Source organism: Myxococcus vastator (assembly GCF_010894475.1).
GTDB lineage: Bacteria > Myxococcota > Myxococcia > Myxococcales > Myxococcaceae > Myxococcus > Myxococcus vastator.
The window spans coordinates 1-13,947 of the sequence record NZ_JAAIYB010000206.1 but is presented as its reverse complement, the minus strand read 5'-3'; the positions used below and the strand labels follow the sequence as shown (position 1 = coordinate 13,947).

The 13,947-nt window shown below is 68.2% G+C and carries 7 protein-coding genes; 6 read left to right on the top strand and 1 reads right to left on the bottom strand.

Annotated elements, in window-relative coordinates; genetic code table 11:
- Positions 1-20 precede the first annotated feature (20 nt).
- The 5 genes from G4D87_RS20615 (at position 21) to G4D87_RS20595 (ending at position 10,461) form a co-directional block, all read left to right on the top strand.
- Positions 21-803 (top strand): ABC transporter permease, encoded by a 783-nt coding sequence (locus G4D87_RS20615; RefSeq protein ID WP_163783774.1) that lies wholly within the window; start codon positions 21-23, stop codon positions 801-803.
- Positions 804-811: 8 nt separating this feature from the next.
- Positions 812-2,131: an ABC transporter ATP-binding protein gene (locus G4D87_RS20610; RefSeq protein ID WP_163783773.1), complete on the top strand. Its 1,320-nt coding sequence runs from the start codon at positions 812-814 to the stop codon at positions 2,129-2,131.
- A gap of 41 nt (positions 2,132-2,172) precedes the next feature.
- Positions 2,173-5,991, top strand: coding sequence for an O-antigen biosynthesis protein RfbC (gene rfbC, locus G4D87_RS20605; protein WP_163783772.1), 3,819 nt, complete (start codon positions 2,173-2,175; stop codon positions 5,989-5,991).
- 76 nt (positions 5,992-6,067) lie between these two features.
- Complete coding sequence (locus G4D87_RS20600; protein WP_163783771.1) at positions 6,068-8,122, top strand: class I SAM-dependent methyltransferase; 2,055 nt, start codon at positions 6,068-6,070, stop codon at positions 8,120-8,122.
- Positions 8,119-10,461: a glycosyltransferase gene (locus tag G4D87_RS20595; protein WP_163783770.1), complete on the top strand. Its 2,343-nt coding sequence runs from the start codon at positions 8,119-8,121 to the stop codon at positions 10,459-10,461. Before G4D87_RS20600 ends, G4D87_RS20595 begins: the two co-directional genes overlap by 4 nt.
- On the opposite strand, the gene G4D87_RS20590 is transcribed toward G4D87_RS20595, so the two are convergent.
- Positions 10,445-12,607 (bottom strand): hypothetical protein, encoded by a 2,163-nt coding sequence (locus tag G4D87_RS20590; protein ID WP_240358443.1) that lies wholly within the window; start codon positions 12,605-12,607, stop codon positions 10,445-10,447. The genes G4D87_RS20595 and G4D87_RS20590 overlap by 17 nt on opposite strands.
- Positions 12,608-12,785: 178 nt before the next feature.
- On the opposite strand from G4D87_RS20590, the gene G4D87_RS20585 reads away from it, so the two are divergent.
- The coding region (locus tag G4D87_RS20585) for a DUF2304 family protein (RefSeq protein WP_240358442.1) at positions 12,786-13,947 on the top strand (1,162 nt) is incomplete at its 3' end.

Below are 13,947 nucleotides of genomic sequence, written 5' to 3'. Positions count from 1 at the left end.
CTGCTATAGAAGGCCCTCTCATGATTCGGCTCGTCCGTGAATTGTATCAGTACCGGGGCTTGCTCATCAGCCTCGTCCAGCGGGAACTGAAGGCGCGCTATCGCGGCTCGTTCCTCGGCTTCCTGTGGACGTTCCTGAATCCGACGCTCCACATGCTGGTGTACGTGCTGCTGTTCACCGTGGTGATGCGGCAGAACATCCCCAACTTCCCGTTCTTCATGTTCGTGGGGCTGCTGCCGTGGATCTGGTTCTCCACGTCGGTCGGCGGTGGCGCCAGCGCGATCAGCGACCGGCGGGACTTGCTGACCAAGGTCCGCTTTCCGGCCCAGGTGCTGCCCACCGCGGTGGTGGTGACGAACCTCTGCAACTTCGTCTTGTCGCTTCCGCTGATGCTGGGGCTGGGCATGGCCTACGGACAGTGGCCGACGTGGCACGTGGTGTTGTTCCCGGTGGTGGTGCTCATCCAGCTCACCTTCACGCTGGCGCTGACCTTCATCCTGGCCGCCATCAACGTGACGTTCCGGGACCTGCAGCACATCGTCAGCAACCTGCTGACGCTGTGGTTCTTCGCCACGCCCGTGTTGTATCCGCTCTCCACCATCCAGGATGAGAGCGCCCGCTCGTTGATGCGGGCGCTCAACCCCATGGTCAGTCTGATGACGTCGTACCAGGCCATCTTCTACGAGCACCGGCTGCCGGACGCAGGGCCGTTGATGGCGCTGGCGGCCATCTCCGTGGTGCTGCTGTGGGGCGCCTCGTCCATCTTCGAAGCCCGCCGCGAAGAGTTCGCGGAGTCCATCTGAGCGTCGGTATGACTGAATCCATGGACGCCATCATCCTGAAGGACGTCGTGAAGAGCTTCCGGAAGCGGACCATCCGGGGCGAGTACACGACCTTCAAGTCCGAGCTGCTTCGCTGGTTGCGCGGCAAGCGCCAGTCGCGTGATGCGAGCCTCATCACCGCGCTGCGCGGCATCAACCTCACCATCCCCAAGGGGAAGACGGTGGGCATCATCGGGCGGAACGGCTCGGGGAAGAGCACGCTGCTCAAGCTCATCACCGGCATCTACACGCCCACCTCTGGCGACCTGCAAATCAACGGGCGCATCTCCGCCTTGCTGGACCTGGGCGCTGGTTTCCATCCGGACTTCTCTGGCCGGGAGAACATCCTCATCAACGGCATCATCCTGGGCATGACGCGCGCCGAGGTCCGGGCCCGGATGGATGAAATCATCGCCTTCAGCGAGCTGGGCGAGTTCATCGACGAGCCGGTGCGCACCTACTCCAGCGGCATGTACATGCGCCTGGCGTTCGCGGTGGCCACGCACGTGGATCCGGACATCCTCATCATCGACGAAATCCTCGCCGTGGGCGACGAGCACTTCAGCAAGAAGAGCCTGGCGAAGATGATGGACTTCAAGCGGCAGGGGAAGACCATCGTCCTGGTGACGCATGAGCTGGGCACCGTGGAGCGTTGGTGCGACCTGGCTGCGTGGATTGATGGCGGCTACGTCCGCCGCGTGGGCAAGCCCTCGGAGGTCACCGCCGAGTACCGCGAGGCCATCTCCCTGGCGGAGGCGCAGTCCGCTGCCTTCACGCCTCCGGCGCTCACTGAGGGCGGCGGTGCGCTGCCACAGGTGCCGGTCGCGACGCTGCCCTCCGAAGGACCTGTCCGTATCCACCGGGTGCGGTTGTTGGACGCTCGGGGCGAGTCCCTGGACGTCCTGTCTCCGGAGCAGGGCCTGGAGGTCCGTGCGGATTTCTCCGTGGAAGGTCCGTGCGAGGACGAGGACGTGGACTTCCACGTGCGGCTGCAGGCCGCGGACGGACGCACCCTGTATGAGACGAGCACCCGCCGGGAGGCGGTGGTGCTCTCGCGGATGCCGACCCAGGGGGTGCTTCGCTTCGTGGTCGAGCGCCTGGGGGCGCTGGGGGGCGACTACTCCCTGGTGGTGTCGGCTCGGTCCTCGAAGGGTGAGTCGTCCGGGCGCTGTGCGTTCCGGGTGGTGTCGACGACCGAGGACGAAGGGGTGTTTCGTCCTCCTCACCGGTGGTTTGTGGATCCGGGGACGGAGTCCCAGCCGGGCGTCCCATTCGAGCCAGGCACGTCTCCACGTGTGGAGGTGGGATGAGGGTTCAGGAGCGCGCCGCTACCCAGGGGGAAGGGTGAGTCATGTGGCAGAAGTGGGCTGATGTGACGCAGGGGCACGTGGCGGCGCCGGGACCGGGGGATTTCGCGCAGATGGTGGCTGTCCTCCGGAAGGTGCTGGAGGAGCGTCAGCCGTGCGCGCCCGAGCAGTGCGACGAGCGCAGCGCCCTGGAAGGCGCGCTGCGCCTGGCGACGGAGCACCTCCACCGCGCGCTCCCCGAGGGCGGCCAGGGCCTGTCCTCGCTCCAGGAGGCCGCGAGGCTGGCGGACCCGGCTGCGTTCTCCATCCCGGCGTCGCATCGGGCGCGTGGGGGGGCGCTGGTGACGTCCGCCAAACGTGCCTTCGTCAACGGGCTGGAGCCCTTCCACATCGAGATGCTTCGGCCCCAGGGGAACTTCAACCGCGCGCTGGTGCGGGTGCTGGAGTACCTGACGGTGCACCGGGCCCTGGGCCTGCGTGATGACGTGTCCTCCTGGGCCGTCTCGCAGTTGGAGCCGCTGGCGGTGCCCACCCGGTGGGCGGTGGGGTCGCATCGCGGGCGCGTGGCGGGCGCGCTGGTGGGCTTCGCCAAGCGGGGCTACCTCTACACGTTGGGGCCCGTGCTGGAGGCCGTGCTTCAGGGACAGGCCCGGTGGAACCTGGCCATGGTGGAGGCCATCCGCGCGGCGGCGGGTGCGCGGGCTCCAGGAGAAGCCGAGGCCCGCCGCCATGTGGCGGACGTCGAAGCGCTGCGCGAGCCGCTGGCGGGCCGGACCCTTCCCGGCGCCCTCCGCGTCACCCAGCCGCTGTGGGGCGAGGTGCTGAGGCGCCAGTCCCGCTTCAATGCGGAGTCGGTGCTCGCGCTCGCCAACCTCCTGGGCACGCGGACGGCGCCGCCGCGGCCGCCGTCGCTGGAGGACTACCCCGCCTGGTGCGCGGCGCGGGAGCCGGCGCGTGTCACCGCGGCACATGAGGCCGTCGCGCGGCTGGCTCGGCGCCCGCTCATCTCGCTCGTCACGCCGGTCCACGACGCCTCGGAAGCCTTCCTCCGTGAGTGCCTCGCCTCGGTGGCCGCGCAGGTGTACGCCGACTGGGAGTGGCTCCTGGTCGATGACGCCAGCACCGCGCCGCACCTGGCGCGCATCCTTCAGGATGCGGCGGCGCGGGAGCCTCGCATTCGCGTCCTCACCGCGTCGTCCCATGGGGACATGGCCCGTGCCACCAACGAGGGGCTCGCGGCGTGCCGTGGGGACTTCGTGGGGTTCCTGGGCGCCGAGGACACGCTCGCACCGCATGCCCTGGCCGAGGTGGCGCTGGCGTTCCTGGCGCAGCCCGAGCTTGCGCTCCTCTACACGGACGAGGACTGTCTGGACGCGCAGGGCCACCGCGCCGCGCCCTTCTTCAAGCCGGACTGGTCACCCGACCTGTTGCGCTCCGTGGATTACGTCCGTCACTTCCTGGTGGTCCGTCGCGAGACGCTGGCGCAGGTGGGCGGCGTGCGAGAGGGCTTCGATGGCGCTCAGGGCCATGACCTGGTGCTGCGGCTGAGTGAGGCCACCTCGTCCATTGGCCACGTCACGGAGCCGCTGTACCACGCGCGTGTGGGGTCGGCGGCTTCGGGTCACCGGGGTGCTGGGCTGGACGCGGCCACGAAGGCGGGCGTGCGGGCGCTGTCGGAGCACCTGCAGCGCCAGGGGGAGTCGGCGGAGGTGACGAGCCCGGCGCCCATGCAGTACCGGGTCCGCTATCCGGTGCGAGGCACGCCGAAGGTCTCCATCATCGTCCCTTTCAAGGACCGCCCGGACCTGCTGCGCACGCTGGTGGACAGCCTCCTGGCGCACACCCGCTATCCTCACTTCGAGGTGCTGCTCGTCTCCAACAACAGCACCCGGCCAGAGACGTTCGCGCTGCTGGAGCAATGGGTGGACCCTCGGCTGGTGAAGCTGACGTGGAATCACCCCTTCAACTACCCGGCCATCAACAACTGGGCCGCGAAGCAGGCCTCCGGGGAGCTGCTGCTCTTCCTCAACAACGACATGGAGGTGGTGGACCCCTCCTGGCTGGATGAACTGGTCTCCCAGGCCCAGCGGCCCGAGGTGGGCGCGGTGGGGTGCAAGCTGCTCTTCCCCGAGGGCACCGTGCAGCATGCGGGCGTCGTGGTGGGGATGACGGGCTTCGCGGGGCATCCTTTCTGGCGGCTGCCGGAGGGGCCCATCTCCACCCCGTTCGGGCACACCGAGTGGACGCGGAACTGGCTGTCCGTCACCAGTGCCTGCGTCATCCTCCGCCGCGAGGTCTTCGAGTCGCTGGGGGGCTTCGACGAGCGCTTCCAGGTGTGCGGCAGCGACGTGGAGCTGGGCCTGCGGCTGAATGCCCAGGGCCTCCGCGTGGTCTGCACGGCGCAGACGCGGCTCATTCATCATGAGTCGGCCAGCCGGCGTGCGGACGCCATCCCCGAAGCGGACTACTGGCTGTCATATGCCGCTTACCGGCCGTGGCTGGGGCCGAAGGGCGACCCCTACTACAACCCGCACCTCACGCTGACGGCCACGGACTGCGGCCTCCGCCGACATCCGGAGGATGGCGAGCAGCTGGCGGTTCGGACGCTGGGGCGCGACGTTCCGAGCGCGCGGGATGTCCGGGGCGAGCAGCGGGCGCGAGCGCAGCGGCACCTCATCGAGCACCTGGAGGCCTGGGACTACACGCCCGAACAGGCCCAGGCCGCGCGCCAGTCCGCGCCGGGGGCGCTGGCGGCGTTGCGCGCGAAGGGCCGGGTGGAGACGGCGACCTGGTTCGTTCCCGCCTTCGGCCATGTCTACGCGGGCATCCACACCATCTTCCGCTTCGCGGACCTGATGCAGCGCCGCCACGGCGTGCGCAGCGACTTCGTCATCTACGACCAGCCGAACGTGAGGCCCGGGGACATCGAGGCGCGTGTCGCGGCCATCTGCCCGGCCGCGGTGGGCGCGGTGCGCGTGCTGCAACGGCCCGAGGACGTGGCGTCACTGCCCGCGTGCGACCTGGCGCTGGCCACCGCGTGGACCTCCGCCTATCGCGTGCTGCATCACCCGCGTGCCGGCGTTCGCGGCTACTTCGTCCAGGACTATGAGCCGCTGTTCCACGCGGCGGGCACCCCCTCCGCGCTGGCCGAGCAGACGTATGGCCTGGGCTTCTACGGCATCTTCAACACGCCCGGACTCCACGAACACGTCGTGAGCCTGCACGGGATGGAGGGCGCGTGGTTCGAGCCCGCGGTGGATGGGGCTGTGTTTCATCCGCGCCGGCCCCCACGCCAGGGGCCCGTGCGCGTGTTCTTCTATGGACGCCCGGGCAATGAGCGCAATGGCTTCGAGCTGGGGCTGGCCGCGTTGGCGCAGCTCAAGCGCGAGCTGGGCCCCGCCGTCGAGGTGCTCGCGGCGGGCGCGGAGTGGGACCCCGAGGCCTACGGCGTTCGGGGGCTCGTCACCAACCTGGGAATGTTGCCGGCGGAACGGACAGGGGCGCTCTACCGCGAGTGTGATGTCGGGTTGTGTTTCATGTTCACCCGGCATCCGTCGTATCTGCCGCTGGAGATGATGGCTTGCGGTGTCACTGTCGTCACGAACGACAATCCCACCAATCGGTGGTTGCTGACGCCTGGTGACAACTGCCTGCTTGCCGAGCCGACCCCGAGTGGCGTACTGGCCCGGCTTCGCGACGCAGTCTCGGACGGCGCGCTCCGGGCCCGGCTCGGCGCGAAGGCCGCGGAGCGGGTCAGCCGGACGACATGGGAGGCCGAGGTAGACCGGGTCATGAAGGGCTTGCTGAACACAGGGGCGCACCCAGCGACGACGCGGGACGACCGGGCTTCAGCTTCATCCTAGGAACACGCCAGCTGAACACAGGGGCGCTGGCGGTTGAACATTGGCCCTGGGGGCCGCGGCAGAAGGAATTTCCACCATGCGGGATGACACCCAACTTCAAATCGCGTCGTCGCCGGAGCCGAGCGCCCCGCGGCAGCCGCAGGCGGAAGAAGCGGCAAGCAGCCAGTATTGGAAGGCCACGAGCGGCTACACCTACCGGGAGATGATCCGCACGCGTCAGGAGGCGGGCAACCCCGGGTATGGCCAACAAGAGGCGCTGCTCACGAAGCTGATGCAGGCCGAGCAACGCGCCCTGGGGAGGCCGCTGGACGTCCTGGAGTTTGGTTGCGGCTTCGGGCGGCATGCCTCCTATCTTGCGTCGCTCGAAGGCGTTCGCTACCACGGCTACGACTTCTCCGAGGCGATGATGGAGCCCCTGCGGCATGCGCCGCCAGTGGGGTTGGAGCCGCTGGACGCGCGGCTCTTCAGTGGGCCGGATGCCCTGGAGGCGGTGGGGGACAGGACGTTCGACGTGGTGTTCACCGTGTCCGTCCTCATCCACAACCCGCCGGAGCGTCTGCCGGGCCTGATGGAGTCGCTGGGCAAGCTCGTGCGTCCCGGCGGATTGCTGTGCCTGGTCGAAAACCAGCTTGTTCCCTTCGGCATCTGGGAGAACGCCTGGCACCAGGGCTGCTGGCTGCACCCCTACGCGGAACTGACTCCCGCTGGCTGGGACATGCACCACGGCGGTGGCCTCCTGGCCACGCATGACGTCTACGTCCTCAAGCGCAACGCGTCCCAGGGCCGCCGCTTCTTCCAGCTCCAGTCCGTCGAGCAGGCGCGGGACGAGCGCCGGGAGGTGACGTTGGAGTCGCTGAGCGTCCAGTCCCTGCCGCGGCTGCGGGCGTGGACGGAGCACGCCGGCGAGGTGCTCCGGGCCGGGGACGGACTCACGGGGATGCGGGCTTCCGAGCTGACGGAGCGCCTGACGGTCGAGCTGAAGCGCTCGGAGCGGCGGCAGCGCTTGTTGTCGCTTTCGGATGAGCTGGTCCGCCTTCGCGCCGCGCCGGTGGAGCCTGCTCGTGCGCCGGTCAACGCGCCCGCGCCGCGTTATGGGCATGACGCCGTGGCGGAGGCCGTCGTTGTCGATGCCCCGCTGGATACGACGTGGGCGCACGTGGACCCGCGGCTCTCCCGCGTGGTGCACCTCTTCCACCAGGAGTGGTACGGCATTCGTGCTGCGTCTGGCTATGCGCCGGGTCACAAGATTGGCATTACCGCGAATCGCCCGTTGACCGCGGCGGACCACCAGCGCATCGCCGAAACGTGTGAGCGGCTGGGCGCGCGGTCCATCATCTTCCAGGGGTTTTCGCCCAATGCCCTGGAAGTCATGCACATGCTTCGTCGCGTGTTCGGCAGCACGCTCAAGCTGTGCTGCGTGTGGCACGGCTCCACGGCGCAGTTCCACTTCGACTTCGAATTGGAGACCTTCAGCCGCGTGCTGGCGCTCCGGGAGCAGGGGCTTCTTGATTCCGTGGCGTGCGTCAAGCCAGAGATGCACTTGATGTCGCCGCTGCTCTTCCAGAAGGTCCTGCTCAACCTTCCTCCTCGGGTCGCACCGGCGGACCAACGTCACCGCGCTCCGCCGACGCGGGCCGCCTTCGTTCCCACGCCCAACAACTGGTGGAAGAACTTCTACTCCAACGTCTTCGTCGCCGCGTCACTGCCAGGGATGGAGCGCGTCTTCGTCACCAGTCCCTTCACGGCCCGTCCGGAGCTGCCCCTCAAGGCCTCCGTCATCAACGTGGGGCCGTTGAACCGTTCGGAGCTGTTCAACCTCATCCGGGAGACGGACGTCGTCCTCAACGTGACGCTCGCCGAGTGCCAGCCGATGACCGCCCTGGAGGGGCTGACTCACGGTGTGGCGTGCCTGACAGGGCCGCTGACCCTGGGGACACTGGATGAACACCCCTTTCAGCGATTGGTTCAGGTCGCGGGCACCGGCTCGCTCGGACAGATTCGCTCGGCGCTGGAGCGGGTCGTCGGCCTCCGGGAGCGTTCGCCGGAGGAGTACGCGCAGATGCTGGAGGACTACACCCAGATGCTCTGTGCCCAAGCGCTCAACCACTATCTTGAGTTCGCACAGCCATGAGCCCGACCCGCGTCTGCCTCGTCACCGATGAGCTCTACCCCTTCACCCCAGGGGGCATTGGCCGCGTCGCGCACAACCTCATCATGGACTCGCACCGCCACGGCGCGAACGTGGAGTTCCATGTCCTGTTCCCGCCCACCGTTGCCGTGCAGACGGCCCAGGTGGAGCTCTTCTTCGGGGGGCGGGTGAAGGCGCATCTGTGCGACTTCCGCGACCCGCAACAGACCGTCGCGGATGCGCATGGCCTCTATCCGCCCACGGAAGCCTTCCGGGATTCACGTTGGCACGGCGAATCGTTGGAGGTGATGCGCTACCTGAAGGCGCGCGAAGCGGAGGGCCTGCGCTTCGACGTCATCGAGTTCGCGGACTTCCGCGGCTGGGCCTTCGCCGCGCTGCAGGAGAAGCACCTGGGGCTGGCTTTCGCGCAGACCACCCTCTCGGTGCGGCTGCACTCGAGCTACGGCACCATCATGCACCACGAGCCCAACACGCTCGAGGTCGAGAACCTGGGGCGGTTCGAACTCGAGCGGAAGGCCTTGCTCGATGCGGACCTCGTGGTGGGGCACCTTCCCTGCATCGCCGAGTTCAACCGGCGCTTCTACGGCTTCGATGACGCGTGGATGCGCAAGGTGCGGGTGGAGTTTCCCCCGGTGGTCATGGAGTCTCCGGCGGCGGCGCCCCGGCCGTTCGACGCTCCCGCGGCCCAGCGCAACCTGGTGTTCGTCACCAAGATTCAGCACTTCAAGCAGCCGGATGTCTTCGTCCGGGGCGCCGTGCTGTTGATGCGCAGGTGGCCGGAGTACCAGGGCAAGGCCATCCTGGCGTGCCATGCCTTCGACCCGGATTTCCTCGCCGAGGTCCAGGCGCTCATCCCTTCGGACCTGACGGACCGCTTCGTCTTCATCAAGCCAGGTCCTGACCGGGAAGCCCACATGCGCGCGGGGGTGGTGGTCATCACCTCCAGCTATGAGTCACTGAATCTCACGGCCTACGAGGCTTCCGTCGCGGGCACCCGGCTGGTGCTCAACTCGGCCTGTCTGGCCTTCGGTGACGACAGCCCCTTCGTCGACGGGGTCCACTGCCACAAGTATGACGGCAGCCTGGATGCGCTGGTGGTGGCCATGCGCAAGGCGCTGGAAGGGCCGGAGTTGGCCCCCGTCCGCTGGACGGTGGACCGTCCCTACTGGGAGCGCCACGCGCCGGAGACGCCGCCCACGCGGGCCCCGCAGGCCCCGCTGGTCAGCGTGGTCATCATCAATCATGACCAGGGCATCTTCCTGCCCATCGCGCTGCAAGGTGTCGCCGCCAGCACGTACCCGGAGGTGGAAGTCGTCATCGTGGATGATGGGTCCACGAGCGCCTTCGACATGCAGGTTCTGCAGCGCCTGGAGCGGTCCGCGGCTGAAGGGGAGGGGCTTCGTGTCGTTCGCTCCCCGGTCCACCGTGGTTTCGCGGGGGCTCGCAACCTGGGTGTCCGCGCCGCGCGCGGGGCGTATGTCGTGTTCCTGGAGTCGGACGACAGCCTGTCCCCGGACTTCATCCAGCACGCCGTCGCCGCGCTGGAAGCGCGACAGGCGTACGCGGGCGTGGTCCCCACCGGGGGCCGCTTCCACTCCAGCGAAGAGCTGGCCAACCGCCAGTTCAAGGGGTTCATGACGTACCTGGGGGACTGTCCGACGTACGCGCTGGCCGCGAACCAGGTCTCCGCGCCCACGGCGCTGCTGCGCCGCACCGTCCTGGAGCAGCACGCCTTCAATGAAACCCTGTCCGGCTATGCGGACTGGGATTTCTTCCTGCGGCTTGCGCAGGGGGGACACCGCTTCCTGGTGACGAACCAGGTCCACTTCTTCTCGCGGCGGGGGCATGACATCACTCCGTCCGCGTCCCAGAAGCGCCAGCACTTCCGCTGGCTGGTGCGGCTCTTCGAAGGCGTGCCCGCGCCACTGCACCCGTCGACGCGGCTCTTCGCCCTGCTCGCGCACTCCCGCGAGGCCATGGTCGACCCCTATGGCGCGCTCGACACGCAGGAGCGTCGGCCGTCCTCCGCGGCGTCCGCGGCCCTGGAGTCCGCCCATGTGCTGGCCGAGGCCGTGCGCCCGCTGCGCTATGACGTCGTGGATTTGATGAACGCGGCCTTGAAGCGCCTGCCCCTCGTGCACCCCTTGCTCAAGCAGGCCGTCGCGGGCAAACCCGCTCCCGTCAGCGGAGCGCCGGGGAGCGGGAGCCCCGTGGAGACGCCTCCGCTTCGTTACGTGCTCGTGGACCGCGCGAACACGCTCTTCAAGCGGGTGCCCGTCATTCACCGCGCGATTCGAAGCACCGTCAACCGGCTGACCTGAGCGTTGACGTGTCGTGCGCGACGGAAGGCGCGCGCCGCGGCGCTTCGGCCGACGGCGCCGCATCCAGTCGCATCCCCGCGAGCCACGCGGGAACGAACATCAGGGCCACGAGGAACACGGGGTACTGGTAGCGCACGTCGGGTGACGGGATGAGCGCGGCGAGCGCCGCCGTATGCAAGACGATGGGGAGCGCCACGGTGGCAAGCCGCCAGGTCCGGTGGCGGATGCATGCCACCGCGCAGGCGAGCAGCAGCAGGTAGAGCGGCAGCGCGGGGCGCCAGAGCAGCCAGGCCAGGTCTGACCGAAGCGTCCGGAGGGTCCACCGGAGCAGGGGCTCACGCAGGGCTGGAAGGTGTGAGGTGGTCCGAAGGTGCCGCTCCTCGGGCTCGATGGTGCCCAGCGCCCCGTCGGGCCCCACCCAGATGGGAGGGCCATTGAGGTGGTCGGAGCCTTGCGAAAGCTTCCAGAGCACCGAGCTGCTGCACAGCACGTGTGAGAGCACCGGCGCTGCGTCTCGTTGGGTCAGGCGGACGAGGAGTGGAAGCAACGCCTCGTTGTGCCGCATCAGCGCGTCCATGTCGAAGCGCCCGTCCCAGATGGTGAACACGTTGCTGAAACAGCGGTAGTTCCACTTGTCATCAAGCGGGTGGAGCTCCTCGAGGAGGGCGCGTTCCCCGGGCTCCAGAGGTGTTCCCGCCGCCACGTGGGCGCCCAGGAAGCCGACCAGCGTCATCCCCTTGGCGAAGGGCTTGATGGTGTACGTCTGGCTCAGCACCCAGCGGGTACCCGAGGCGACGACGAACGTGGCCACGAGCGCGAGCGCCACTGCTTTGTAGCGCTCCCTCCGGAGGAGCCCCAGCGCCAGGAAGGTTCCGACCACCGCGGGCAGACCGTTGTGGCGGAACAACATGGCCATTGCGCCCAGCACCACCAGGCTCACCCAGAACGGGACGTCCCAGCGCGTGCGGGTGTCAGTGGCGGAGCGGAACACCCAGATACACAGCGCGAGGATGCAGAGGCTGAACGGGACGTCCTTCCAGAGGGTGACGGCCATCGTCCCGTTCACGGGTGCCAGCGCGAACACCGTCGCGGTGAGCGCGATGATGCCTCGGGAGACTCCTGCCCGCGCGAGCGATGCGCAGCCCCAACCCACCAGCGCCCCCAGGCCGGCAATCTGCGCGAGCGCCACCATCGCGGGGGATTCCCAGAGCTTCTGGAGGAATCGGATGGAGGTCGTGTGGAACAGCGGATGCGCATCATCCATGTTCCCGGAGAGGGCATCACGCCATTGTGACGTCGAGTCTGGACTCAGCATCCCCGGGTAGACGGCCAGCAGCCAGATGCCAGCAACCACCACGGTTGGCATGGGGGCCAGCAGTCCCACCCACGGCCGCGACAGAGGCGTGTTGGAGGGAGGCGGACGGCTCGTGAGCCAGAGCCCCATCATGAGCAGGAGGGTGCCCAGGACCAGCGCGTGGGCCGCCAACGTGACGGTGATTCGAATCCAGGCGGTGGGGGTCGATGCGCTGGCGGGATGGTGGAGGACCAGGTCCCGGCGCGCGTCCGTCCCGGGTGGCGCATAGAGGTCGAGCCGCTCGGTTCGACCGTTCACGGTGTACTCCGCGATGCCGGAGAACCCGTGCGTCAACAATTGGAGGACCCTGGGCTTGTGACCTCCGCCTTCCCAATGCAGCCGCGCTGGCGGACCGAGGTGTGAAACCCAGGCGCCTCCAGCTCGGCGTTCCCAGTTTCCTTCGGGGCGCCAGCCATCGGGAGGCAGCGGGTCACCGTAGGCGTCGAGCAGTCCGAGGACCCACACCTCGCTGCCCTGTGAGCGGGGGTTTCGCTCGCCCGTGGCGTGGACCGTCACGGGAAGTCGCTCCGCGGGCATCATGACGTGGAGGGGAGCAGCCACCATCAGGATGACGGCGACCAGGGTGACGACTCCCAGCCAGGTCCGCTGCTGAGCGGACGAGTAGCGCGTCAGTTGTCTGTGCAGCCACGGAAGGAGAAAGCGGTACAGCACCGCGCCCAAAGTCAGGCACCCGAGGACGAGCAGGAGGCGGGAGCCCAGGGACTGAAAGGGGGGAGCCCATGCCCCCAGCGTCAATACCCCCGCGGTACTGAGCGCGAGCAGCATGCTCATCGTGGCGCAAGGCCAGCGCCGTGGGGCGGGGCGTACGTCAGGGACTGGCACCTGTGCTTCAGGGGATTGCATTGATGGCGTGAGTACCGTACGGAGGGGGGGGCAATGCAAACCTGAGAAGTGTGCGTGCTTCTCTGGGTGTTCGAACGGTCAGGCCATGGCTGTGGGGGACTCCGGAATGTCGCTGCCATTCATTACCGTGGTGGTGGGCTTTTTCTTCGTGGTCATTTCCCAGTTCGGCGCGCGGCTCGCGGCACGCCATTCCGTGACGTGGTTCCTTGCCAGTGGCTTCGTGCTCGTGGCGGCCATCCGTCCGGATTGGTTGGTGCCCGTGGCTCGACTGATGGGCATCAGCCTGGTGAGCAACATGGTCCTGGCTGGGCTCACCATGTTCCTGTTCGTTCAGATGCTGGCGCACTACGCGGAGAGCACTCGCGTGCAGCGGCAACTGGGGCAGGTCGTGTCATCGCTTGCCGCCCAGACGTTCCCCGACGCGCCAGCGGCCCCCGAGAGGGGGCGTCCCCGCGTGCTGGTGGTCCTCCCTTGCTTCAATGAGTCGGAAGGCCTTCCAGCGCTCCTGCCGCGTCTCACGGCGCTGACTCGCGCCACGCCGGACTGGGAGCTGGATTTCTGCATCGTCAATGATGGGTCAGTGGACGGTACGGCCGGGGTTCTTCGGCGGCTGGCTCCGCGAAACCACGTCACGCATCACACCAACATCGGCGTGTCCGGGGCGCTGCGGACAGGGTTCCTCCTGGCCCAGCGGTTGGAGGTCAGCTACGTCGTGCAGTGTGACTCCGACGGACAACATCCCGTCGAGTCCATCCCTGACCTGGTCCGCTCGGCGCGGGACGGGCAGACCGATCTGCTCATTGGCTCTCGTTTCTGCGATGCCGCGACGGGAGGCGTGGACACGCTGGCCAGCACGACGCCCCTGCGCTGGGTGGGAGGGCGCGTGGTGAGCGTGCTGCTGGGGCTGTTTGGTCAGAGGGCACGGGTGACAGACCCGACGTCGGGCTTCAGGGTGTACTCGCCTCGCGCCGTGGCCACGTTGTTGCGCCTCATGCCGGATGAGTATCCGGAGCCAGAGTCCATCGCGCTCGTCGCGCTCGCGGGACTTCGAATCGAAGAGGTCGCGGTCGCGATGCGCCCACGCACCACGGGGACCTCAAGCCTGACGGGGCTCAAGGGGTTCCAGTTCATGACGAAGGTGGCGTCCGCCCTGTTCGGGTTGCGGCTGCGCTCGTTGCTTCGCAAGGAGCCACGCGCTCTCGCGCCGCAGGCGGAGAGCGTCGCGAGCCCCGTGGTGTCGCTCGCCCCACACGAGCCCATTGCACTTC